The 23397-nt window shown below is 62.6% G+C and carries 17 protein-coding genes; 5 read left to right on the top strand and 12 right to left on the bottom strand.

The window, feature by feature from the left end:
- Positions 1-58: 58 nt before the first annotated feature.
- The 5 genes from AUR66_RS06950 to AUR66_RS06930 all read right to left on the bottom strand — a co-directional run bounded on the left by AUR66_RS06950 (position 59) and on the right by AUR66_RS06930 (position 9060).
- On the bottom strand, positions 59-742 hold the full coding sequence (locus AUR66_RS06950) for a haloacid dehalogenase type II (protein WP_058571747.1): 684 nt from the start codon (positions 740-742) through the stop codon (positions 59-61).
- A 73-nt stretch (positions 743-815) separates the two neighbouring features.
- Positions 816-2522 (bottom strand): hypothetical protein, encoded by a 1707-nt coding sequence (locus AUR66_RS06945; protein WP_058571746.1) that lies wholly within the window; start codon positions 2520-2522, stop codon positions 816-818.
- Positions 2523-2533: 11 nt separating this feature from the next.
- Complete coding sequence (locus AUR66_RS06940) at positions 2534-4813, bottom strand: hemagglutinin repeat-containing protein (RefSeq protein WP_058571745.1); 2280 nt, start codon at positions 4811-4813, stop codon at positions 2534-2536.
- Positions 4814-4817: 4 nt separating this feature from the next.
- On the bottom strand, positions 4818-6962 hold the full coding sequence (locus AUR66_RS06935) for a type II secretion system F family protein (RefSeq protein ID WP_058571744.1): 2145 nt from the start codon (positions 6960-6962) through the stop codon (positions 4818-4820).
- Positions 6952-9060 carry a type II/IV secretion system ATPase subunit gene (locus AUR66_RS06930; RefSeq protein ID WP_058571743.1) on the bottom strand — a complete coding sequence of 703 codons (2109 nt, stop codon included), beginning with the start codon at positions 9058-9060 and terminating at the stop codon, positions 6952-6954. The genes AUR66_RS06935 and AUR66_RS06930 overlap by 11 nt, the downstream gene beginning before the upstream one ends.
- 378 nt (positions 9061-9438) lie before the next feature.
- Here AUR66_RS06930 and AUR66_RS06925 point away from each other — a divergent pair, with 378 nt between their 5' ends.
- Complete coding sequence (locus tag AUR66_RS06925; RefSeq protein WP_058571742.1) at positions 9439-10581, top strand: CBS domain-containing protein; 1143 nt, start codon at positions 9439-9441, stop codon at positions 10579-10581.
- Between the two features lie 48 nt (positions 10582-10629).
- On the opposite strand, the gene radB is transcribed toward AUR66_RS06925, so the two are convergent.
- Positions 10630-11319, bottom strand: a complete 690-nt coding sequence (radB, locus tag AUR66_RS06920; protein WP_058571741.1) for a DNA repair and recombination protein RadB — start codon at positions 11317-11319, stop codon at positions 10630-10632.
- 136 nt (positions 11320-11455) lie between these two features.
- Here radB and AUR66_RS06915 point away from each other — a divergent pair, with 136 nt between their 5' ends.
- The 3 genes from AUR66_RS06915 to AUR66_RS06905 all read left to right on the top strand — a co-directional run bounded on the left by AUR66_RS06915 (position 11456) and on the right by AUR66_RS06905 (position 13711).
- Positions 11456-12193, top strand: a complete 738-nt coding sequence (locus tag AUR66_RS06915; RefSeq protein ID WP_058571740.1) for a hypothetical protein — start codon at positions 11456-11458, stop codon at positions 12191-12193.
- A 136-nt stretch (positions 12194-12329) separates the two neighbouring features.
- Complete coding sequence (locus AUR66_RS06910; RefSeq protein ID WP_058571739.1) at positions 12330-13253, top strand: alpha/beta fold hydrolase; 924 nt, start codon at positions 12330-12332, stop codon at positions 13251-13253.
- A 53-nt stretch (positions 13254-13306) separates the two neighbouring features.
- The gene (locus AUR66_RS06905) at positions 13307-13711 is read left to right on the top strand and encodes a VOC family protein (RefSeq protein WP_058571738.1); all 405 of its coding nucleotides are present in this window, start codon (positions 13307-13309) and stop codon (positions 13709-13711) included.
- Positions 13712-13726: 15 nt separating this feature from the next.
- Here the strand turns inward: AUR66_RS06905 and larC are convergent, their stop codons facing one another.
- The gene (gene larC, locus AUR66_RS06900) at positions 13727-15181 is read right to left on the bottom strand and encodes a nickel pincer cofactor biosynthesis protein LarC (RefSeq protein ID WP_058571737.1); all 1455 of its coding nucleotides are present in this window, start codon (positions 15179-15181) and stop codon (positions 13727-13729) included.
- A gap of 198 nt (positions 15182-15379) precedes the next feature.
- Here larC and AUR66_RS06895 point away from each other — a divergent pair, with 198 nt between their 5' ends.
- The gene (locus AUR66_RS06895) at positions 15380-17608 is read left to right on the top strand and encodes a CDC48 family AAA ATPase (RefSeq protein WP_058571736.1); all 2229 of its coding nucleotides are present in this window, start codon (positions 15380-15382) and stop codon (positions 17606-17608) included.
- Between the two features lie 96 nt (positions 17609-17704).
- Here AUR66_RS06895 and phoU read toward each other — a convergent pair whose 3' ends face one another.
- The 5 genes from phoU to AUR66_RS06870 form a co-directional block, all read right to left on the bottom strand.
- A complete protein-coding gene (gene phoU / locus AUR66_RS06890) occupies positions 17705-18385 on the bottom strand; it encodes a phosphate signaling complex protein PhoU (RefSeq protein WP_058571735.1) in 681 nt (226 codons plus the stop codon).
- Between the two features lie 172 nt (positions 18386-18557).
- Entirely contained in the window at positions 18558-19409 is an 852-nt protein-coding gene (gene pstB / locus AUR66_RS06885) for a phosphate ABC transporter ATP-binding protein PstB (protein ID WP_058571734.1), read from the bottom strand.
- 51 nt (positions 19410-19460) lie between these two features.
- Positions 19461-21089, bottom strand: a complete 1629-nt coding sequence (gene pstA / locus AUR66_RS06880) for a phosphate ABC transporter permease PstA (RefSeq protein WP_058571733.1) — start codon at positions 21087-21089, stop codon at positions 19461-19463.
- A 1-nt stretch (position 21090) separates the two neighbouring features.
- The gene (pstC, locus tag AUR66_RS06875; RefSeq protein ID WP_058571732.1) at positions 21091-22050 is read right to left on the bottom strand and encodes a phosphate ABC transporter permease subunit PstC; all 960 of its coding nucleotides are present in this window, start codon (positions 22048-22050) and stop codon (positions 21091-21093) included.
- 62 nt (positions 22051-22112) lie between these two features.
- Positions 22113-23162: a PstS family phosphate ABC transporter substrate-binding protein gene (locus AUR66_RS06870; protein WP_058571763.1), complete on the bottom strand. Its 1050-nt coding sequence runs from the start codon at positions 23160-23162 to the stop codon at positions 22113-22115.
- Positions 23163-23397 lie beyond the last annotated feature (235 nt).

Raw genomic sequence — 23397 nt, 5'->3', positions numbered from 1 at the left:
CTTGTTACTGATTGTCACGAACCTCTCTTGGGAGAGAGGACAAACAACTGACAGACACTTACACGCCGAGTTCGTCGACGAACTCCGCAATCCCTGGAACGGTAAGGTCGGGTTGGGGGCCGAACGGTTCCCACGGGTTGTCCTTCCGGTTGGCCCACACCCCTTGCATTCCCGCGTGTTGCGCACCCATCACGTCGAACCACGCGGCGGTCACGTGGGCAATCTCGTCGATTGCAGTGCCGGTTCTGGCGGCGGCGTGGCGGTAGAGTTCCGCGTCTGGTTTGAACACCTCGACTTCGTCGGCGCTGACGATGCCGTCGAGGAGGTCACGGATGTTCGCGTGGTCCACCATCGAATCCAGCATCTCGGGGTTGCCGTTCGAGACGACGAAGCAGGCGTACCCTGCGTCCCGGAGTCGTTCGATGGACTCTCGCACGTCGTCGAACACGTCGAGTTCGTGGTAGACGGCGAGAATCTCGTCGCGCTCGGTCGCTGAAACGTCTACGCCGTGGGCGTCCAATGCGTACTGAAGCGCTGCACGGTTCACCTCGTAGAAGGGTCGATACTCGTCGACGTGGTTTCCGACGAACGTGTATTCGAGCGACCGGGCGCGCCACAGTTTCGAGACGGGCTCTGGGTCATCGACGCGGTCTGCCAGTGCCTTCTCGGCGGCATCCACGTCGACGAGGGTTGAGTAGGAGTCGAACGTAACAGTCGACACGCGGTCTGGGTCGAACGCCATGGCCGGGTGGTACGGTGTGGGGTTTGTTAACTCTGTGCTGGTCGTGTGAGGGGCTAGTAGCCCCGCGTTCGACTCACTCGGTGTTCCAGAGCGTCACGAGGATGACGGCGTCTTGTCTGTCGAACGCCGGACTGGTCTCGTCTGTCGTCCCGAGTTCGAACAGGAAGATTGCCTGATTGTCGTCAAGGGTGATGGAACCATCGTCACCGATGTACGGTTCGAGGAACTCCGCAGCGTCCTCCTGACCATTGTACCCTTCCACCGTGGGGACGTCGTCACCGTCGCGGAGAACGAGAACCTGGTCCGAGTCATCAGTGTCGTGAGACCGAACGGTGAACCCACCGTCGAATTCCGCCTTGGCAGTGATAGAGATAGCATCGCTATCTGCACCTACGGCAGCGAACGTGTGGTTCTGGCCGTCGTTGATGTTGGCCCACGGTTGATGCGATTTTCCGCCGACCTTGAGTGTGATATCGACTGGAATATCGTTCCCATCTCCGTCTTTGATGGCGCTGCCAATCACGTCGAAGTCACCACCGAAGTCCGTCTCTGCGACGACGCTTCCACCACTAATCGTGAACCGAGCAGGTTCGGTCGACCCTCTAACTTCGAGAGGGATAGTCGTCGTATTACCTGGCGCACTCGAGTTGGGAAGGCTGACGTCGACCGTGTCACGCTTGATGTGGACGACGTCACTCGGTGCCCGATACGAGAGGTACGCACGGCCCGATTCGTCAGTGACGGCCACCGGACCATCGAGTGGTGTGACGTTCCCACCGAGCGGGGTCGTCGTAGTGAAGTCGACCTCCTCGCCGGCGACAGGGGCCCCGTACTCGTCGAAGACACGGACGACGAGCGTCTGGCTTCCGTTCACTGGGACCGACTCGTAGTCACCTGAGTCAGTGACGAGGTACGTCGCGGGCGTCGGTTCGACTGCCGTGCCGACGCTGATGCGCGCGATACGGAGGTCGTACGTCTTCCCCGAGACGAGTTCGATGGTGACCGTGGACGGGTCGCCATCGGGGTCACCGGTAACCACAGCGGCGTATGGTTCGCTGGCGAGGAGGTCAGACCAGTCCGACTCGTCGAGGCGAGTCGGGACCGAAATCCGAATCGGCGTCCCGTCGTCGACGACTGGAAGTGGTTCGCTCCGGACGGAGACAGCTGAGAGTTTGATGGTTTCACCAGCGGTCGTGTGTCCGTCGAGGTCGCCTTCGAGGACGACGAGCGTCACGGTCGTTCCGTGGACGAGCGACTGACGATGAACGACGGTCTCACCGTCGGCATCGAGGTACGACACGCCGGATTCGATGACGAGCGATTGTGACTCGCGCTCGGTGTAGTCGGGGCTGTAGACGAGCGTCGTCGCGTTGCCGAACACGTGAGTCGAATTGTTCCAATACGCCGCTTCGTTGCCGACTGCAGTGACGTTACTGAGCGTCACCGTACCGCTGTCAGTCGTCGTGAACGTGCCAGTCGCCTCGGGTGGCGAGACGACCAGGTATCGTTCTGGGTACGTCGTGTCCGTCTCGACGGCCACGCTACCGGTTGGGTCTATGCCGGCGGTCCGGAACACTGCTCCATCGAGACTCGTGAGGTCGGTCTGCACGCGGTGCTGGTGGTCTGCTTCGTCGCCCGCGGTCCACACGGGCGTCCCAGCCAGTTGAACGACTGCGATGACCGAGACGACCAGTCCGAACGCGAAGAGGAGTCCGAGAATTTCGGACACGCCGCGGTCAGTTCGGTCGAACGGTCGGGTGAACAGAGCGTGGAATGACATGTCTGGTCCTCCTATTCCTCCACCGGGTCTGGGTCGATATCGGCGTCGGCCGGGTAGGACGCACCGGTCAGGTCGATGGACGTCCCTGCCTCGATGACGACGTTACCACCGCCTTCGATGTTTGAGTGGCGAAGGCTGATGTACGATGTCGGAGCTTTGATCGTGACGTGTCCAGTGTTCCCGCTCGTGACGATTGCGGCCTCTCTTCCGGAAATCTTCCCGTTATCCGAGACGAGTTTGATGGACTGTCCTTTCGTCGACGCGACGTTTGCGCCGACGAGGGAAATACCACTGTCCGTGGACACGCTGATGTGTCCGTCGGCGAGCGCAACGATACCATCGAGGTTCGCACCCCCGCTGTTCGAGACGAGTTCCATCATCGACGAGGACTGCGCGGTCGAGAGACCTGCGCCAGCGAAGCTGAGACCTTGCTCGCCATCGACGTAAATGTCCTTCTGGCTCGAGAGGTCTGCGTTCAGTCCGTCGACGAAGCCGTCGGAGTGGATTTTGATACCCTTGTTTCCACCGGTTTCGTAGCTCGTCACCCCGGCACTCGCGAGGTCGACGCCGCGTTTGCCGTCGATAGTCACCTCACCGTCCGCAGAGAGCGAAGCACCGGTGATGTCGACGGTACTGTCCGTCGTCTCGACGGTGACGTCACCACCAGTTGCAGTGAGACTCACCCCGATAGCGTTCACTTTGTCGCTGCCGCCGTCGACTTTGATGTTCCCACCGGTCGACACCGCGTCGGTGTGGAGGGAAACACCCTTTCCGACGAATTCTATCGAGCCGCTCGTGTTGATGGTTCCAACGCTGGGTGGCACGACAAGCACACCGTCTGTTGCCTTATAGGTGATGTCCGAACCGTGTGGCCCAGAAGTCTTAGGCAGAACCTTCGTGTCTGCGCCGTCGTACAGCCCATTCCTGTTCTTATCGTCGTAGGCGAATCCGGGATCGTCGACGGCCGCGACGAGGCCGCGACGAGTCGTGGACGAACTCCCTTCGCGGAGTTCGATGTCGAAGGTGACCCTATCGACAGTGGTCAGGTTCTCGTCGAGAACCTCGACGTCGAATTGGTCTTCGACGATGCCGTTCGTCCCGTCGTCACCGAAGAGACTCGAGATGCTGTCGGGTGCGTGGTAGAGGAACGTAGCGCGACCGTTCGCGTCAGTTCTGGTCTTGGTGCTGTCACCGTCGCGCGCCCGAACGTCACCGTCAGTTCCAGCGTCGTTCACGCGAACGACAGCGTTTGGAACGGGGTTGTTCTGTGCGTCACGGACCTCGACGACTGCTCGGTGGGTCGCACCGGGAGGGACGACAGCGTCGTCACCGGCGATGTCGACGATGTAGACCGGGTCCTGCAAGGTTCCTTGCGTATCGATGCCAACACGGGCGATGTGGAGGTCGTACTCCTTTCCGGGGACGAGCGTCACCGTCACCACGTGTGGGTCGACGCTGTCGTCGTACGAGATGGACAGCACGTTCGGTTCGTCTTCGAGGAGTTCGTGCCACGTCTCGTTCGAGAGGTGGGTCGGGACGGAGATACTGATTGGTCCGTCGCCATCGGTCACCGTGATGTAGTCAGTCCCCGCGCTGAGCGGGGTGACGCCGAGCGTCATCGCCTCGCCGGATGCGGTGTCGATGTTACCTTCGAGGAGCACCAGCGAGATTCTGTTCCCGTCGACGAGCGACTGCGTCGCGCCGACTTCCGACTGGTTCGCCCCAACAGAGTACGCCGTGTACTGGGCGACCCCTTCGTGCGTGAACACAGGGCTCGACTGGAGGTACTCGTAGTTGGGCTGGAAGGTGAGTGACTGAGCGTCGAACGTCTTGTCCGTGCCGTCCCAGTGCTCGGCGGTCCCACTCGTCGTGGCGACGGCGTTCGAAACCGTCGCAGTCGCTGGGGCAGTCGTTCGGACGGTGCCAGCACCTCCCGCCGGCGAGAGGAACAACGCACGGGTGGGGTAGTTGACGCCGGCCTCGACAGAGGCGCGGCTTTGCGTCCCCATCGATGCGGCAGCGACGCTCTCGTCGAGCGCCCCAAAGTCGCGTTCGACTTCGGTCAGGTGCTCGAATTCGGTCTGTTGGTTCCACGCGGGAACGGCCGAGACCTGCACCATGGCGACGACGGAGACGACGAGCGCGAACGCGAACATCGTGCCGAGGATGGCCGATGCGCCTCGCTGGTCGGGTCGAAGGTGCGAGCGACCCGGTCCGAAGCGTGCGGCGAGCCCGCGCGAGACGTGCCTGAGTGGCGAATGTGTGTGTTTGGAGGGTTGTTTCTGAGTCATGGGTTTACACCAATGCGAAGGCGACGAGCGCCAGCGCGGACAGTCCGAGGGCGTACTTGAGGCCACTGAGAGCACTGTTGTCGGCCAATTTCCCGGCGAGGAGCCCACTACCGACCGCCTGGATGAGCGCGGAGTGGAAGAACACCACGTGGAAGTTGGCGAGCGGGACGGACGCGATTCCGATGGGGAGTTCCTGCCCGTTCGACGCCGTCGTTGGAGCGGTCATCTCGGCGAGGGGGGCGAGGTAACTCGCGCCCAGCATCAGGATGACGAACAGGTACACGAGGTATCCCATCACGACGATGGCGATGTACGACCCCATCGCGCGACGGCGGGACTTCTCCAGTTTGTACCGATTCCGCGTGTCTTCGGCGGCGACGCTGAGGACCCGCGAGAGGTCACCGCTCGTCCGGCCACCGCTGGCGATGAGGCGGATGACCCGCGAGAGTTGCGGGACGCCGAGGCGACTGGCGAAGGCCATGAGCGCCGTGTGGGCGTCGTAGTTCCAGCGGATGTCGTTGCGGAGCGCGCGCAGTTCGTCTGCGAGTGCGCCACTCGACCACCGCGAGACGAGCGCAAGGGCTTCGACGAGCGGGATACCCATCTGGTTCGCACTCGACAGCAGGTTGAGCGTGTCGGGGAAGCGCCGTTCGAGGGTTCGCTCGCGGCGGGTTCGCAGTTCGTGGAACACGGTGAGTGGGATGGCGACGATGGCGAACGGGAGGACGACCAACCAGACAGTCGTGTTGTACGGGTCGGCCAGCATCGCGTCGATGCTCGGCGTCGCGAGGCCGAGGACGACGGCGGCGATGGGCGCGACGAGTGCGATGGGAACCGTGACGAACGCCGAGAGGTAGGGCTGGCGGCGCATGATATCGACCGGGTCGCCGACGAGTTCGCGGAGGTTGCTGACGACGTTCTCACGTCGGTAGTGGTCGAACCGAGCGTCGACGACGCCTCCGTCAGACGCGACACCGGTGGACGCAGTCTCGCCGGAATCGCCCCAGCGTTCCTCACGGGCGCGTTCGATTTCACGCCGAACGACGGCGGCGAACTCTCGAAGGGTCGCCCAAATCTCTTCGACGACAGTGGTGTCGTGTTTCGTTCGGACCGTGTCCTGTGTGTACGGGGCCGACAGCACGTCGATGAGGAGCAAGAACAACGCCATCCCCAGCGGGAAGATGAGGTAGTTCAGCGCGTACAGTTGGACGAGCGTGTTGCCGCCGAGGAAACTGATGACCATCAGGGTGACGATGAGCAGCAGTGGTGCGGCGACGAACGCCGCGACGAACACCTCGGAGAGCATCGAGAGCGTCTCGATGAAGTCCTCTTGCTCGTCACGCGCTTCTTCGAGGTAGGTCGACGACTCGCGGTCCAAGAACGCGGTGACGTCGCCACCGGAGTCGAGGACCGAAAGTAGGTCGTCGAGGAACTGCTCGAAGTTGATAGAGGGAGTCAAGTTCCGCGCGTTTCGGAGCGCCGTGAACAGGTCGTTCCCGAACAGTTCCATGTCGCGGTCTATCATCTCGAACTCGCGAGACACCTCGCCGTAGTCGGGCGCGTCGGCCACAGAGCGGATGACTTCGAGGAAGCTCATCCCACCGTGGCTGAGGGCGTACATGTAGACGATTGCGTGCGGGAGCAGGACGTCGACGCTGCGGCCGCGCATCTCGGCACGACTCCGTGGCATGTAGTACCGCGCGTAGTACGTCCCAGCACCGGAGAGGCCGCCGAGCAGGAGTACGAGGAACGTCCCGAGGATGAAGACTTTGTACGGGAGCAACAGCGCGACGAGGTTGTACCCGACGCCGACTCGCACCGGACTCGACGCGTTCGCCAGCACACCCATCTGGGTGAGGACGAGCGTCACAGCGAGGCCGAGGAGCGACCCGAGTGCCGCGGCGACGAGCGCCATCTTCACCGACTGCGTGAGGTAGACGTCGTAGGTCATCCCGATACGCGTCTGGTTCAGCCAGCGCTGGAGGTCACGGTGCCCCGCGGGGTGGCGCTTGAAGTACGTACGAACGTATCCGTAGCGCTCGCGGAGGCGACGAACGTCTTCGGGCGAGTCGTCGAAGTGCTCGCGTGGGAAGTACTGCTCGACTTCGTAGTCGGGCAGGGGGACCGAAGAGGGGGAATCAGCGGGCATCGTCGGCCTCCGAATCGGTCTCGTCGGTCACGTCGTCATCAGCAGACGCCTCGGCGTCTTCCTCGGACGTGTGGTCGGCCGTCGTGTCGTCTGCCTCGGGAGATTCGGCGGCGGCGTCATCGTCTTCGGGGCCGCCGACTTCGATGTCGAACAGGTCCGAGAGAATCTCCTCTGCTTCTTCGGCGAGTTCGACGTCGTCCAGCGGTTCGCCAGCGTCAGATTCGACAGCGTCACCGCCCGGGGCGTCGTCTTCGTCGGATTCGACAGTCGCGAGCGAGGTTTCTGCGTAGACGTGGGCGAGGAGGCTCTCACGGTCACGTTCGAACCGCCGAATCATCGCCGACACGGCACGGTAGTCCTCGATTCCCTGTGCGGCGATGTAGCGGAGGACGTCGGCACGAACGTCGAGTTCGTACTGGAGTTCAGCCTGGGTCCACCCACGCTCTGCTGCGATTTCGTCGAGAATCTTCGACTCGCCGACCCGTTCGTGTGCGTCGTTGGTCGGATTTCGCTCGAACACGTCGCGGAGTTCGACTTCGCCGTCGTCGTCGACGCCGACGATTTCGGTGACGGCGATGTTGCGGCGCGTCCGGTCGCCGTCGAGGTGAATCTGCTTCTGGACGGAGATGATGTCGAGGTCCGACAGCATCTGCGAGGGCACACCGAGTGGTTCGTTCCGCATGCGGTGGACGACCCCTTCAGAGGAGTCCGCGTGGAACGTCGTGTACGCGGTGTGGCCCGTCGCAATCGAGTGGAAGAACGTCAGCGCGACGCGTTCTTCCGTCCGAATCTCACCGACGAGGAGGTACTCGGGGCGCTGGCGCAGGGCGGCCTGCAACAGTGCGTACATCGACACCTCGCCGCGGCCATCGGCCGTGAACGTGTCGCGCGTGACCGACTGAATCCAGTTTTCGTGGGGCAGAGTAATCTCGCGGGTGTCCTCGATGGAGACCACCTTCGCGTGACCGGGGACGAAGAACGACACCGCGTTCATCGAGGTGGTCTTTCCGGATCCCGTTCCGCCGGCGAAGATGAGAGAACGGTTGTTCTCGATGGCCAACCAGAAGTAGGCCATCTGCTCGACGCTGAAGGTGTTCCAGCGCACCAGGTCGACCGGCGAGAGTGGTTCGTCCGCGAACTTGCGGATGGTGAAGTTCGACCCCCGGGTCGCCACGTCGGACCCGAGCGTCAACTGCACGCGAGAACCATCGGGGAGGCTGGCGTCGACGAGTGGGTCGGAGACAGTCACCTGCTTGCCCGCGCGTTGCGCGAGGCGGATGGTGTACGACGAGAGGTCACCGTCGTCGAAGACGACGTTCGTCGGCATGTCTCGGTAGACGCCGTGGAAGATGTACACCGGGACGCCGTCACCGTCGCAGGAGATGTCCTCGATTCCCGGGTCGCGCATCACGGGGTCGATACGGCCGAAGTGGATGAAGTCGCGGAGTAAGAAGTAGAACAACTTCCAGAGAGACCCGTCTTCGACCGTCGCAGCGTGTTCGGAGATGATGTCGCGTGCCTCGTCGTCGAACACGTCTTCGCGGTCGCCGTCGTGGTCGAGGTCACGGTACAGCAGGCTGTTGCGAAGAATCTTCGTCAGGTCGTCGCGGACGAACGTCTCGAAGGGGTCGAGGATGGGTTCGCTCACGTGGTATCTGTGCTCTCGCTGCTCGTGGTCGTAGAGAATCGAGACGAACGCGAAGGGCTTGTTCACCCAGTAGTGTTCGACGTCTTCGACCCCCTCGAGGAACGAGAAGTCGAAGAAGTTCTCTTCGATGAATTCGTCCGACGGGGCCGGCGCGAACGCCGTCTCGTCGTCGACGTCGGCGAAGAAGGCTTTGACCTCGCGGAGCACCGCCTCGCGGAGCGTCTCCGGCGTCTCTCCCTCTTCTGTGTCGGAGTGCTCGGCTTCGGAGCCGATGTCGCCGGGGCCGTACTCGATGCGGGCCGTTGCTGGAACTGGAAGCTCCTTCGCACGCGCGGCCATCGCGTCAGGCCCCGTCGTCGGGACCAGTTCGGTGCGCCCCGAGCCATCTGCTCGGTACGATTCCTCGCCTCCGTGGCGGTCGGTCTGGGTGTTCTTGTCAGGAGTCGCCATACTCTTGAAAACTTGAACGGTCGGAAAGCGTGTAAGTATGGAGCGACTAGATATCTGAATTTCCGGAGTTATGACAGTCCTACCTTCCGAATTAGGAGAACGTTCGTTCGGAGCAGATGCGGTTTTACGTTCGTTATCGGACCAAAATTGCCGGGGGTCGGTCGTCGGCGCGCACGACCAGCGTAGTGGTTGTCCGACGAGAGTGTCTCTCGACAATCATCTTTCAACCACCGAGAGTGTGGTAACGATACACACAGGCCGTCAGTCGTCAGAATTCGACCGTTCAGACTCGCCGGCGCCTTGCGATTTCGGTGGTTCTTGTGGGGTGGAAACGGGACGAAGTTTCAAGAGAGGACACGTTGTATATCAAGATGTATTATGGATATTGCTGATATCGCCACTCCTGATTTCATCGAGGTCGACGTTAACGAGCGATTAGGCAAAGTCCGCTCTATCTTCGAGCGGGAAAACCCTAAGGGCATCATCGTCGTGGAAGACGGCGACTACGCGGGTGTCATCGGTGAGAAGCAACTCATCAACTCGCACGTCGAAGACAACACGAAAGCCGCTGCGCTGACGAAAGCGGTCCCGAAAATCGACCGACACGAGGACGTGCGCGAAGTCGCACGCATGCTCGTCGAGGGAGACACCAAAGTCGCCCCCGTCTACGAGGGCGCGACGCAGTACGGCATCATCACGCAGAACGGCATCCTCGAAGCCGTCCTCGAGAACCTCGACGCGCTGACCGTCGAGCAAATCTACACCAACGACGTGGTCACCATCGGCGAACGCGACCACCTCGGACAGGCTATCAACCGACTCCGCGAACACGGCATCTCGCGCCTTCCGGTCGTCGACGGTGACGGGCGCCTCGCTGGCGTGCTGACCACCTACGACCTCGTCGAGTTCATGGTTCGCGACGAGGGGCGACAGGGCAAGCAGGACCGTCGCGGCGACACCGACCGGATGCTCGACCTTCCGGTCTACGACCTGATGACGAGTCCCGCGCTCACCGCGACGCCCGGAGAGAGCGTGCGTGACGCAGTCGCTCGCATGCTCGAAAACGACATCGCTGGCCTCATCGTCACCCCCGAAGACGACGACGGCGAAGTCCTCGGCGTGCTGACCAAGACCGACGTGCTCCGCGCACTCACGTTCACCGAAGAAGAGCACATGGACGTGCAGGTCACGAACATCGGCCTGCTTGAGACGCTCGACCGCACCGACATCGTCTCGGCCATCACCGAGGTGGCAGACAAGTACCAGCGGATGAACGTCCACCACGCCCACGTTCGCTTCCACGAACACAAAGAGAAACTCCGCGGCACGCCCCTCATCCAGTGCCAGATTCGCCTCCGCACCAGCCACGGACAACTGGCCGGCAGCGGCGAGGGCTACGGCTCTGAACACGCGTTCCACGTCGCGCTGGACAAACTCGAGCGCAACGTCCTCGAAGTGAAAGGCTTCGAAGCAGACGAGCGCTACCGCGGCCAACTGCTGCGCAAGCTGAACGAACTGTAAGCAACGCACTCCGGGGTGGCACGGGCCCACCCCCGTCGACCTCTTTTCTCAGAATTCGGTGCTGGCGAGGCCGCGGTCTGTTATCTTGAACGTCGCCGTCTCACCGGCCGGTTTGGCCCGATGTTTTTCGAGTGTCGCTCGTCGGTTGCCACCGCGGAAGCGGTCGAGTCGAAGCACGGTCCCGGTCCAGTGTTCGAGCGTGTGTCCACCGAGGGCGCGTGTTCGGTCGGTTTCGGGGTCGGAGTAGACCTGATTCGTCAAGACGACGGCCAAATCGTGTTTCCGAGCGAGTGAGAGGAGGTGCGTCACCTGTCGCGCGACGCGCCGGAGTGATTCACCGCCGTCGCCCTCGGCCGTCCGTTCGAGTCGATAAAAGCCCGTCGCGGAGTCGACGACGATGAGGTCCGCCTGTTCGACGAACTCCTCGGCGTCGCGGACGGCCTCTTCCTGGTCTTCGAAGTCGTAGGCCTCGCTTATCATCAATCGCGAGGTCACAGTCTCCACGTCGGTGGGGGCGGCCGCTTCGGCGAGTTGCTGGAAGCGGTCGACGGACAACCCCTCGGTGTCGATGTAGACGACGGTCCCGCCCGCGGCGGCGACGTTGACCGCCGCCGAGAGAGCGACGTTCGTCTTCCCTGCGGCCGGTGGTCCGTACACTTGCGTGACGGTGCCGCGTTCGAACCCACCGTCGAGCAGGTCGTCGAGCGAGGTACATCCGGTGGAGACTGGCTCTGTCACGGACGGAAGTGCGCGCCACCGACCGAAAAAGTCCTCGGTCCACCCGGCGGCGGACCGTCGACCGGCGCAACACGGCGATGGTCGACTTCCACCCGACGCAACACGATTTATTCGTCACCACCGCTAACCCCCACTCGTGATAGTCGTCGCCACCGCGGACTTCGAACTGTACCACGAAGCCGTGGCTGAACTACGAAGTCGCGGAGTCACGTTTACCACCATCGAACCGGGCGACTCGCTCCCCGAGCAGGCCCGCGTCCTCATCACGAGTCCGGACGACGACGTCGATTCAGACCAGCACGTCGCGCGCGTGACCGCGACTGGCGACGACGCGCGTCGCGCCGTCGACGAAGCCCTCGCGACGCTCCGCGGCGGTGGCGGCCAGACAATCGTCGGTGTCGACCCGGGAACACGGCCCGGAATCGCGGTGCTCTCGGGGCAGACTGTCGTCGCTGCGTTCCACGTCCCCCTCGCGGACGCAGTCGACGTCATTCGGCGCGAGACACAGGACGCCGTCGACCCAGTCGTTCGCATCGGCGACGGTGCCCGTCTGCAAGGGGCGAAACTCATCAACGAACTCGAGGGCGTCGCAGTCGAACTCGTCGACGAGACAGGGACGACGCCGTATCTCGGGTCCGGCGCGCGTGGGATGGGTGACGTCCTCGCGGCGGTCAACATCGCCCGGATGAGCGGTGAGCGAATCGAATCCCGGGAGATAGAACCGACTGCGGGAGAACTCCAGCGAATCAAAGCTCGCTCCCGGGAGGTGTCCGAAGACAACCGGGCGATAGACGACCCTCTCGCGCGCCGAGTCGCCGGCGGTGAGTTGAGCATCGACGAGGCACTCGACGAACACCGCGCCCAAGAAGAGTAAGTCGCTGGTCGAGTGTCTCCGGTCGTCGTGTCTCAGTCGGGGAGAAGCGCGTAAATGAGGCGTTAAAGCGTCCTACCCGGCGTTCCCAGTATTCTCTGCCGCCCCGACTTATGCCGACAGCGCGCGTAGTTCGCCTATGACCTCTCTCAGCACGAGCGCGCTCGACGAGTCCATCTCGGCGGCCCACACGGGGTCGGAGTGGGTCGACCGCTCGGCGTACCCGTTCGAATCGAAGTGTCTCGGCCTCTCCGCCGGTGCAGTCCACTACGTCGACGAAGGGCCGGCAGACGGCGGGAAGGCGACGCTCCTGATGCTCCACGGGAACCCGACGTGGTCGTTCCTCTATCGCCATCTCGTTCGCGGCCTGCGTGACGAGTATCGCTGTGTCGCCCTCGACTACCTCGGGTTCGGTCTCTCGGAGCGTCCGTCAGACTTCTCCTACCGGCCGGAGGACCACGCCGCCGTCGTCGAGGAGTTCGTCGACGAACTCGGCCTCGAAGACGTGGTCCTCGTCGTGCAAGACTGGGGTGGACCAATCGGTCTCTCGTACGCTCTCGACCACCCCAAGAACGTCGCCGGCGTCGTCGTGATGAACACGTGGATGTGGCCGGTGACCGACGACCCGCACTTCGCGCGGTTCTCACGCCTCCTCGGCGGTCGAATCGGGCGCGAACTCTGCGAGCGCTACGACCTGTTCACCCGCGTCGTGATGCCGATGGGGTTCGCCGACCGCTCGAAATTCACGAAGGCCGCGCGCGAGCAGTACCGGATGGCGAATCAGGGCGACCGAACCGGAACCGGCGTCTTCCCGCAGGCCATCGTCGGGTCACAGGCGTGGCTCTCGTCGCTCTGGGAGCGTCGCGACCACATCGCAGACATCCCGGCGCGCCTCATCTGGGGGATGGACGACGGGGCGTTCCGGCCGGCGGAACTCCGGACGTTCGAAGGGTTGTTCGAAGACTCCTCGACGGTTCGGCTCTACGGCGTCGGCCACTACGTGCAAGAGGAGTTCGGTTCGGACCTCGTTCCCCTCGTTCGAGACTTCCTCGAGGAGTTGTGAGGGACAGAGTGGTCCACACCGTGTTTATGCTCGGTCCGAGCGACTGCTTCTGAATGGACCCTCGCATCACAGTCGTGACCCTCGGCGTCTCAGACCTCGACGCGTCGATTCAGTTCTACCGTGACGGCCTCGGACTGCCGCTTCGGGACCGCGAACCGGACAGCGACATCGCCTTCTTCACGCTCGAAGGGACGTGGTTGGCACTCTACCCGAGAGACTTGCTCGCCGAAGACGCGACTGTTCCCGACGAGGGTAGTGGAGGGTTTTCGGGAGTCACGATTGCACACAACGTCTCCACGAAAGCGGGCGTCGACGAGGTACTCGAAGAAGCGAAAGCGGCCGGCGGGAGCGTCGTCAAGCCGGCGCAAGAAGTGTTCTGGGGAGGGTACTCTGGCTACTTCTCCGACCCCGACGGCCACCTGTGGGAAGTCGCGTATCCGCAACTCACCGACGACTGAGCGAGGGCCGACCCCTCACTCGTCTGTCGCGACTGCGTCAACCGCTCGACGCATGACCTCTCTGACTGCGAGACCCGTCTCTTTCGCCACGGCGAGGGCGTCGTCGTACTCGGCGCTCCGGTCGTAGACGATGCCGTCGGCGTCGCTGGCAACTTTGACTGTCACGTCGTAGGAGTCGCCGTCGATGTCGAGGGTCGCCGTCTCGAACGCACGGTGGGCGGTCCAGCGGTGGCCAGCGCCGTGCTCTCTGATGCCGAGCGTCCCGGTTTCGACGGCAAGCTTGTAGGCGACGCGTTCGACGTCCTCGGGCTTGACGACGACTTTGACGAGGTGGCCGGGTCGGGACTTCTTCATCGTCGTCGGGATGATGGAGACGTCCCGCGCGCCGGCGTCTTTCAGTGTCTCTTGCAGACTGCCGAGAATCTCGGGCGACGCGTCGTCCAGATTCGTCTCCAACACGGAAATCTCGTCGCGGACGAGTCGCGACCCGCCGTCGCCGACGATGGCGCGGAGGACGTTCGGGTGGTCGGGGAAGTCCCATCCGCCAGCACCGTAGCCCGACGATTCGACAGACAGCGAGGGGAGCGTCTCGACGCCGTCGGCGACGTGCGCGAGAATCGCCGCGCCCGTCGGGGTGAGGAGTTCGGCTTCGACGGGGCCGCCACGGATGGACCAGTCGGCCTGTTCGACCACGTTGAGGACTGCCGGTGCCGGAATCGGATAGGTACCGTGACTCATCGTAGTCTCGCCGCCGCCGACGGAGACCGGACCGGTCACGACTCGTTCGACGCCGAGTTCGTCGAGGAGGAGACAGGTCCCGACCACGTCGGCGATGGCGTCGTCGGCACCGACTTCGTGGAAGTGTGTCGCTTCGAGGTCCGTGCCGTGTACCTTCGCCTCCGCTTCGCCGAGGATGCGGAAGATGGCCGTCGCGTCGGCCTCGACGTTCGACGGGAGGTCCATCGACTCCACGAGTTCGACGACTTCGGGGTACGTTCGGTGTGGGCCGTGGCCTTCGGCGTGAGTGTGGTCGTGCGAGTGAGCGTGGTCGTGTGCGTGGGAGTGGTCGTGCGAGTGAGCGTGGTCGTGTGCGTGGGAGTGGTCGTGACCGTGACCGTCGCCATCACCGTGGTCGTGGGCGTGGCCGAGAGCGAAGTCCCCGCGCAGTCGGTGCGCTGGACTCTCGTCGTCACTGTCGTCTTCGTCGTCGCCCGTGTGTTGGTCGGGAGACTGCTGGTGGTCGTCGTCGTGACCTTCACCGCGGGGGTCACCGCCGTCCGTCTCCGCGAGGAGTACGTCTACTTTGGTGGCGACGATGCCGTTTTTGTCCACCTCGTCGATTCGGTACTCGACGTCGAGGGCGTCTTCGACGGGGGTGAGAACAGAGGGGTCGGCACCGGCGGCGACGAGGGCTCCGAGGAGCATGTCGCCGCTCGCACCCATCCGCCCGTCGAACGCGAGAAGTCTCATGATAGTATTCGTCGGCACGCGAAGGTAAAAACGCCAGCCATCGACGCGACGGAATCAGTTTAGTCGGTAGGGATTAGTAGCCGCCCGCCCTACTGTGTGCTAAGCTGTCACCTGCGGGAGACGCCGCCCCGGACAGACCGGGGAAGGACTTATCCGGTGGCCTCCCACAGGTATCAGCATCCCCGCGAGGTAATTCATATGAACGAAGTCCAACTTGAAGTGGCGAAAGCGTACCCGAACGACTCGGGGCGCGGTATCGCCCGTCTTGACCCGGACACCTTGCTCCATCTCAAGCTCTCGCCGGGAGACATCATCGAGATCGAGGGAGGAAAGACGACCGCCGCGAAGGTGTGGCGGGCAGACCGGCAAGACTGGAACACTGATACGGTTCGCATAGACGGGTTCACGCGGCAGAACGCCGACGTGAGCATCGGCGAGCGTGTGACCATCCGCAAAGCGGATGCCAAGAAGGCCGACAAACTCGTGTTGGCACCGCCCGAAGAGGCGAGTGTCCAATTCGGGTCCGACGCGGCCGGGATGGTCAAGCGCCAGATTCTCAAGCGTCCGGTGGTCGAACGCGACATCGTCCCGGTGATGTCGAGTACGAACCACCCATTCATGCGGTCGCCTGGACAGGCGATTCCGCTCATCGCCGTCGAGACGAAACCCGACGGCGTCGCGCTCGTCACCGAAGACACCGACGTCGAACTCCGCGAAGAGCCAATCTCCGGATTCGAGAAGACCGGCGGCGGCATCACCTACGAGGACATCGGTGGCCTGACCAACGAGATTCAGCGCGTCCGCGAGATGGTCGAACTGCCGATGAAGCACCCGCAGATATTCAAGAAACTCGGCATCGAACCGCCGCAAGGGGTGCTTCTCCACGGTCCGCCGGGGACGGGGAAGACCCTGCTCGCCCGTGCGGTGGCCAACGAGACGTCTGCCAGTTTCTTCTCTATCGCTGGCCCGGAGATTATCTCGAAGTACTACGGTGAGTCCGAACAACAACTCCGCGAGATATTCGAGGACGCCAAAGAGGAGTCCCCGAGTATCATCTTCATCGACGAACTCGACTCCATCGCGCCGAAGCGTGAGGACGTGACGGGCGAAGTCGAACGCCGCGTCGTCGCCCAGTTGCTGACGATGATGGACGGCCTCGAAGCGCGCGGACAGGTCATCGTCATCGCGGCGACGAACCGCGTCGACTCCGTCGACCCCGCGCTCCGTCGCCCCGGCCGGTTCGACCGTGAAATCGAGATTGGCGTCCCCGACGAGGAAGGCCGCAAGGAGATTCTCCAGATTCACACCCGCGGTATGCCGTTGTCGGACGACGTGAACCTCGACGACTTGGCGGACGACACCCACGGGTTCGTCGGTGCCGACATCGAGGCACTCACCAAAGAGGCCGCGATGAAGGCCCTGCGGCGCTACCTGCCCGAAATCGACCTCGACCGGGAGGACATCCCACCGAGCCTCATCGACCGGATGGTCGTCAAGAACGACGACTTCGGCGGTGCGCTCGGTGAGGTCGAACCCTCGGCGATGCGCGAAGTGCTCGTCGAGATTCCGAAGGTCACGTGGGACGACGTTGGCGGCCTCGAAGACCCCAAACAGAAGGTCAAAGAGAGCGTCGAGTGGCCGTTGACCACGCCCGAGAAGTTCGAGCGCATGGGCATCGAGGCACCGAAAGGCGTCCTCCTCTACGGTCCGCCCGGCACGGGGAAGACCCTCATCGCCAAAGCCGTCGCCAACGAGACGAACGCGAACTTCATCTCGGTGCGTGGGCCGCAACTGCTGTCGAAGTGGGTCGGTGAGTCGGAGAAGGCGATTCGGCAGACGTTCCGCAAGGCGCGGCAAGTCTCGCCGACCATCATCTTCTTCGACGAGTTGGACGCACTCGCGCCCGCCCGCGGCAACGACGTCGGTAACAACGTCTCCGAACGCGTCGTCAACCAACTCCTGACGGAGTTAGACGGCCTCGAAGACGCCGGGAACGTCATGGTCATCGCGGCGACGAACCGCCCGGACATGATAGACCCCGCCCTCATCCGTTCGGGTCGCTTCGACCGTCTCGTCCTCATCGGCCAACCCGAAGAGAAGGGCCGCGAGCAGATTCTCGACATCCACACGCAGGCCAGTCCGCTCGCGCCCGACGTGAGCCTCCGCGAAATCGCGGAGATTACCGACGGCTACGTCGGGTCTGACCTCGAATCCATCTGTCGCGAGGCCGCCATCGAGGCACTCCGGGAGAACGGCGACGCCGAGGAGATAGAGATGCGCCACTTCCGCAAGGCGATGGAGTCGGTCCGTCCGACCATCACCGAGGACCTGATGAACTACTACGAACAGATTCAAGACCAGTTCAAGGGTGGTGCCCGCGAGGGTCTCTCGCCCGACACCCGCGACGGCCGTCTCGGCTTCCAGTAAGCCGCGAACCGTCGTCTCGGACGTATTTTATCGCGTCGCTATCCACGGCGAGCAGTGCGAAACGACAATGGACGAAAAGAAACCGCAGTCTACCGATTAGAAGAGCAGTTCGTCGTCGTTGTCGATCATGTAGAGCGTCCGCGCCGCCACGTTGACGGCGTGGTCGCCGATGCGTTCGAGGTCACGGACGGTGAGGAGGAGACGACGCACGTCGACGAGGGACTCTTCGGCGTCCAGTTCGTCGTCGCCTTCGAAGTCGCCACCGGTGATGAGGTCCCGAACGATGGTCTGGGACGCCTCGTCACACATCGTGTCGAGGTCGTCGTCACGGGAGGCGACAGAGCGACAGAGGTCAGAGTCTTCGGTCGAGTAGGCGTCCATCGCCTGGTCGACCATGTCGAGGGCGGCGTCACCGATACGCTGGATGTCGACCTCAGTGTACACGTCCTGTTCGGCGTCGAGGGCGTACTGGGCGAGGTTCACCGCGAGGTCGGCGATGCGTTCGAGGTCGGTGATGATTTTGAACGATGCGGCGACGAACCGGAGGTCGCCTGCGACCGGTTGCTGGAGGGCGAGCAGGTCGATACAGTCCTGTTCGAGGTCGAGGTAGAGGCGGTTTATCTCACCGTCGCCCTCGATGACGCGCTGTGCAAGTTCTTCGTCTTTCTCGTCGAGGGCGTCGAGCGCGTGTCGGACGCGCTCTGCCGCCAACTCACCGAGGTAAGAGACGTCTTCTTCGAGTTCCTTGAGTCGAGTTTGGTACTCGGTTCTAGCCATGTCTAATTCTCCGAGAGGAACCATCAAATTCCTTGTGATGGTGCAAGTGACACGGCGTCAGCCAAACGCAAGACAGTGTCGAGACGTTCACTATCGAGGGTGACAGACAGATGACGGGAGAAAGAGGTCCGAAGGCCGGGACCAAGGCCGACGAACAGGTGGGTCCGAGGTGTTACCCGAACTTCCCGGTGATGTAGTCTTCGACGCGCTGGCTCTCGGGGTTCTCGAAGATTTTCTGGGTGTCGTCGAACTCGACGAGTTCACCGCCCGTGAGGAACACGGCGGTCTTGTCCGAGATACGCGCGGCCTGCTGCATGTTGTGCGTGACGATGACGACGGTGTAGTCCTCGGCGAGTTCCTCGACGAGGTCTTCGATTTGCGAGGTTGCGACCGGGTCGAGCGCGGACGCCGGTTCGTCCATCAGGAGGACTTCCGGGTCCGTCGCGATAGCGCGGGCGATACAGAGACGCTGTTGTTGGCCGCCGGAGAGGTCGAGGCCCGACTCGTGGAGGCGGTCTTTGACCTCGTCCCAGAGTGCGGCGCGCTTGAGCGACTCTTCGACGATTTCGTCGTAGTCGCCTTCGATTCCCTGAATCTTCAGGCCGTAGACGACGTTCTCGTAGATGCTCTTCGGGAACGGGTTGGGCTTCTGGAAGACCATCCCGACACGGCGGCGGAGTGCGACCGGGTCCACGTCGTCGTCGTAGACGTTCTTGCCGCGGAGCGTCAGTTCCCCTTCGACGCGAGCGACGTCGATGAGGTCGTTCATCCGGTTGATACACCGGAGGAACGTCGACTTCCCACATCCCGACGGACCAATCATCGCGGTCACGCTGTTTTCGGGAATCTCCATCGAGATGTTCTGGAGTGCCTGTTCGTCACCGTACCAGACGTTGATGTCGTCTGCGCGGATAATCGTCTCCGCGTTCGTCGTCTCCGACACCGACGTCGACGCCGACAGGCCATCGCTAACGTCCGTCTGGACGAGCATCTCGTCGTTCGTCGGGTCCTCTGTCCCGGTCATGTTTGAAGATTCAACCTCTGCTGTGTTCTCTTTATGGCTCATGTACTTGTATTAGCTTTCGCTTTCGAACTTGTTCCTGAGGACGATAGCGACGGAGTTCATCGCGAGTAAGACCGCGAGCAACACGACGACACCCGCCGGCACGGCCTTCGTGTAGAAGTCCTCGCTGGCGAAGAGACTCGACCACGCGTACACCTGCAGTGGCATCGCGCTGACCTTCGAACTGAGTTCGGTCGGTAAGTTGAACAGGACGTTCGGTGCGCCAATCATGATGAGCGGCGCGGTTTCACCGATTGCCCGACCCAGTGCGAGGATGGTCCCGGTGAGGATACCGGGGAACGCCTCGGGGAGGACGACGTTCTTGACGGTCTGCCACCGCGTCGCACCCATCCCGTAGGACGCCTGCCGCATGTCCTGTGGGACGGAGCGAATCGCCTCGCGCGAGGAGATGATGACGATAGGCAAGATGAGCAGTGCCAGTGTCGCACCGCCGATGAGGACTGTCCCCGTCGGTTGGCCGAGGTAGGTGACGAACACACCCAGTCCGAGCAGACCGTACACGACAGAGGGGACACCGGCGAGGTTCGAGATGTTGACGTCGATAAAGCGCGTGAAGACGTTGTCCGGGGCGTACTCTTCGAGGTACACCGCAGCACCGACGCCGAGTGGGAACGACAGTGCCGCGACGGTGACCATCAGAAGGATGGACCCACCGATAGCGGGATAGAGTCCCGCGTTCTCGGCGGTTCCGCTGTGCGAACTCGTGAGGAACTGCCAGTCGACCCACGACTGTGGGCCGGCGAAGCCGAGTACGTCGACGATACCGGCACCGACGAGAGACCCGCCGATGACGACGGCAGCGAGCAGCAGACCGATTCGCTCCTCTTCGCGGGTGAGTGCTGCACCGCCAGCGTAGGCGGCAGTCGGAACGAACGCACCGGCCGCGACGACAGCGAGTGCAGTCGGGTTGACGCCGGTGAACATCCCGGATACTGCGGCGGCGCCAGTCGCTGCGAGGGCGGCGACACCAGCGACGACACCTGCTCGGGTGTTCTCACGAATCCGGGCGAAGTATTGGCCGACGACGACAGCGACGACGCCGCCGAAGACGAGCGTGATGATGACCCACTCTGTCGGGACGACAGGAATCTTCTGGACCATCTCGGGGATGCTGTGGTAGTAGCCCGGAATCCCGAACAGCGACAGGAAGAAGATGGCGCCTGTCGCCGCGACGCGCGCAGTGAACGGAATCGCGTCCTCGTACTTGGTCATGAGGACGACGGCGGCGAAGGGGACGAGGAGTCCAATCGCGTACGAGAGACTGACGAGTGGCGGGACGATGTCCACGAAGACGATGGCCACGCCACCGCTGAACATCAGCGTCACCGCGAGCATCCCGACGACTAACAGGCCGAGTTTGAGTGCGTCGACGTTCGTCCGATACAGATACGCGCCGACGAGCGTCGTCGGAGCGACGAACGTGACGAAGAAGACGAGATACCATCCAGCGTCCGCGGTGAGCGGTTGAATCGCGTCGTTGGCGACGTAGACGAGGAGGATGGCCAGCGTGACGATACCGAACATCGTCGCGCCCATGAGGAGGTACCGGAAGATGACGCCGGTCGTTCGGCTGACTTGGCCGAACCCTTGTATCTGGTCGGTGTCGCTTTGGGTTGCCATCTCAGTACGCCTCCCGGTAGCGTTGTGCGACGTAGTCGCTGATGATGTTCATGATGAGCGTGATTACGAAGAGGACGAGACCGATTGCGAACAGACTGCGGTAGGCCAGACCGCCACCGGTGATGTCGCCGGTGAGCAGTTGGACCATCGCTGCGGTCATCGGCAGTGCACCTTCGAGGTACGACGAGGGGTCGAGGGGGTTGAGGAACTTCGCCTGCGCACCCGCGGCGACGGTGACGGCCATCGTCTCACCGATGGCGCGCGAGAGGGCGAGGATGAACGACGAGAAGATACCGGAGAGTGCGGCGGGGACGACGATGCCGGTGGACACGTCGAACTTCGTCGCGCCCATGCCGTACCCTGCCTGACGGAGGTCGTCGGGGACGGCAGACATCGCGTCTTCACTGATGGACGCGACCATGGGGATAATCATGATACCGACGACGATGCTCGCCGAGAGGATGTTGAACGTCCCGATGCCGGGTAAGACGACACCAATCGCGGGCGTGATGTAGATGAGCGCGAAGAAGCCGTACACGACGGTGGGGACACCGGCGAGGATTTCGAGGGCGGGCTTGAGAACTGAGCGAGCCTGTTTGCTCGCGTACTCGCTCAGGTAAATCGCCGTCGCGACACCGAGTGGGAGGGCGATGATTGCCGACCCGATGGTAATCATCAGCGTCGCCGAGACGAGTGCAAGCACACCGAACTCCTTGTTGTGGATTTGCCAGGTCGTTCCCGTCAGGAAGTCGACTATCGAGGCCGTTTCTCCCGTGACACCCATCAGTGGGGCGGTGAGTGTGAAGAACTTCGCCGCCTCGGTGACGAGGAGTGCGACGATGCTGATGGTCGTCACGACGGACAACGCCGCGCACAAGAAAAAGAACGACCGCGTCAGCAACTCACGCGGCGAATTCTCCGTCTTCCGCGTGAGGTCGGTTTCGAGGTCATCTGTGCTCATTGGATTGTATGAATCGTGGGTTATGAAAAAACGCTTCGTTAGTCTATTCTGCCAATAGAGGTTCAGTTAGCCTCTTCGATGGCCGCGTTGAGTTTGTCGAGCATCTCCTGCTGTTCGTCGTCACCCAGTGGGACGTATCCGACTTCGTCGGCGACGATTTCCTTGCTCGTGGAGTTCTCCATCCAGTAGCGGGCGAACGTAGCCACGTGTTCTTCGGCGAGGGACTCTTGTGCGGGGTACGTGAACAGCGGGCGCGAGAGCGGGTTGTACTCGCCGGAGAGCGCGGTGTCGAGCGACGGTTCGACGTAGTTTCCTTCGTCGTTCTCGACGGGGACGGCCTGCACGGAGTCCGTGTTCTCGCTGTAGTACGCGAAGCCGAGGTAGCCGATCGCGTACTCAGAGCCTTCGACACCCTGGACGATGGTGCGGTCCTGTTCGGTCGCGGAGTAGTCCTGGCGGTGGCCCGGACCTTCCTCGCCGATGATGGCCTCGATGAAGTAGTCGTACGTACCGGACGCGTCAGTGGGACCGAAGATTTCGATTTCCTCGTCGGGCCACTCGGAGTTCACGTCAGACCACGTGGTGGGCGCTTCTTCGGCAGAGAAGATGGTCTGGAGTTGCTCGACGGTGAGTCCCTCGCCGATGAAGTCGTTGTCGTTGTTGACGATGACCGTCAGCGCGTCGGTCGCGACCTTGAGTTCGACGGGGGTGATGTCGTTGTTCGCACACTGGTCTTCCTCTTCGCCCTTGATTGGGCGCGAGGCGTTGTTGAAGTCGGTGTCACCGGGGCAGAAGTAGTTCGCGAAGCCACCACCGGAGCCAGTGGACTGGATGTTGATGTTGACGCCGGAGTTCTCCTTCTGGAAGCGCTCGGCCATCGCGGTTGCGAGCGGGAACACGGTCGAAGAGCCTGCGATGTCGATGGCACCCGAGAGTTCCTCACTCCCGTCGCCACTGGAGTCGGAGTCGCCGCCTTCCGACCCACCGGAGTCGCCGCCCTCCGAACCGCCGGAGTTGTTCTCGGTACATCCAGCGAGGCCAGCGACGCCGACTGCGCTGGAAGCGATCAGGAATTTACGCCGAGACAGGACATCATCCGTGTTGCTCGTCATCATCGATTTCGAGTCGATTTGTGGGTAAATACCCTGCTATGACAAATATATAGTGGTATGTTCTGATATGTGTGGCACGGATGCAAACGTCTCCAGTCAGTCCGTAGGTGGGCCAGTCGTCGCGGCCCGAAATATACCGGGGTGTCGAGTGTGAACTGCCATCACTGTCGGTGTCGCACGTGCCTCTGTCGAGGGATATGAAGGAGCACGTTCGACTCCAGAGTCGTCGGTACAG

The organism is Haloferax profundi (assembly GCF_001469865.1).
Lineage (GTDB): Archaea > Halobacteriota > Halobacteria > Halobacteriales > Haloferacaceae > Haloferax > Haloferax profundi.
The sequence above is the reverse complement of the archived record's forward strand: the minus strand, read 5'-3'. Positions and strand labels throughout refer to the sequence as shown.

What these genes read in the sequence shown, in the direction of transcription:
- AUR66_RS06910 (WP_058571739.1), top strand. Translation starts at nt 12,330, where the DNA reads ATGACCTCTCTCAGCACGAGCGCGCTCGACGAGTCCATCTCGGCGGCC.
- AUR66_RS06925 (WP_058571742.1), top strand. Translation starts at nt 9,439, where the DNA reads ATGGATATTGCTGATATCGCCACTCCTGATTTCATCGAGGTCGACGTT.
- AUR66_RS06905 (WP_058571738.1), top strand. Translation starts at nt 13,307, where the DNA reads ATGGACCCTCGCATCACAGTCGTGACCCTCGGCGTCTCAGACCTCGAC.
- AUR66_RS06945 (WP_058571746.1), bottom strand. Translation starts at nt 2,522, where the DNA reads ATGTCATTCCACGCTCTGTTCACCCGACCGTTCGACCGAACTGACCGC.
- pstB (WP_058571734.1), bottom strand. Translation starts at nt 19,409, where the DNA reads ATGACCGGGACAGAGGACCCGACGAACGACGAGATGCTCGTCCAGACG.
- AUR66_RS06870 (WP_058571763.1), bottom strand. Translation starts at nt 23,162, where the DNA reads ATGACGAGCAACACGGATGATGTCCTGTCTCGGCGTAAATTCCTGATC.
- pstC (WP_058571732.1), bottom strand. Translation starts at nt 22,050, where the DNA reads ATGAGCACAGATGACCTCGAAACCGACCTCACGCGGAAGACGGAGAAT.
- phoU (WP_058571735.1), bottom strand. Translation starts at nt 18,385, where the DNA reads ATGGCTAGAACCGAGTACCAAACTCGACTCAAGGAACTCGAAGAAGAC.
- AUR66_RS06950 (WP_058571747.1), bottom strand. Translation starts at nt 742, where the DNA reads ATGGCGTTCGACCCAGACCGCGTGTCGACTGTTACGTTCGACTCCTAC.
- AUR66_RS06930 (WP_058571743.1), bottom strand. Translation starts at nt 9,060, where the DNA reads ATGGCGACTCCTGACAAGAACACCCAGACCGACCGCCACGGAGGCGAG.
- AUR66_RS06940 (WP_058571745.1), bottom strand. Translation starts at nt 4,813, where the DNA reads ATGACTCAGAAACAACCCTCCAAACACACACATTCGCCACTCAGGCAC.
- larC (WP_058571737.1), bottom strand. Translation starts at nt 15,181, where the DNA reads ATGAGACTTCTCGCGTTCGACGGGCGGATGGGTGCGAGCGGCGACATG.
- pstA (WP_058571733.1), bottom strand. Translation starts at nt 21,089, where the DNA reads ATGGCAACCCAAAGCGACACCGACCAGATACAAGGGTTCGGCCAAGTC.
- AUR66_RS06895 (WP_058571736.1), top strand. Translation starts at nt 15,380, where the DNA reads ATGAACGAAGTCCAACTTGAAGTGGCGAAAGCGTACCCGAACGACTCG.
- AUR66_RS06935 (WP_058571744.1), bottom strand. Translation starts at nt 6,962, where the DNA reads ATGCCCGCTGATTCCCCCTCTTCGGTCCCCCTGCCCGACTACGAAGTC.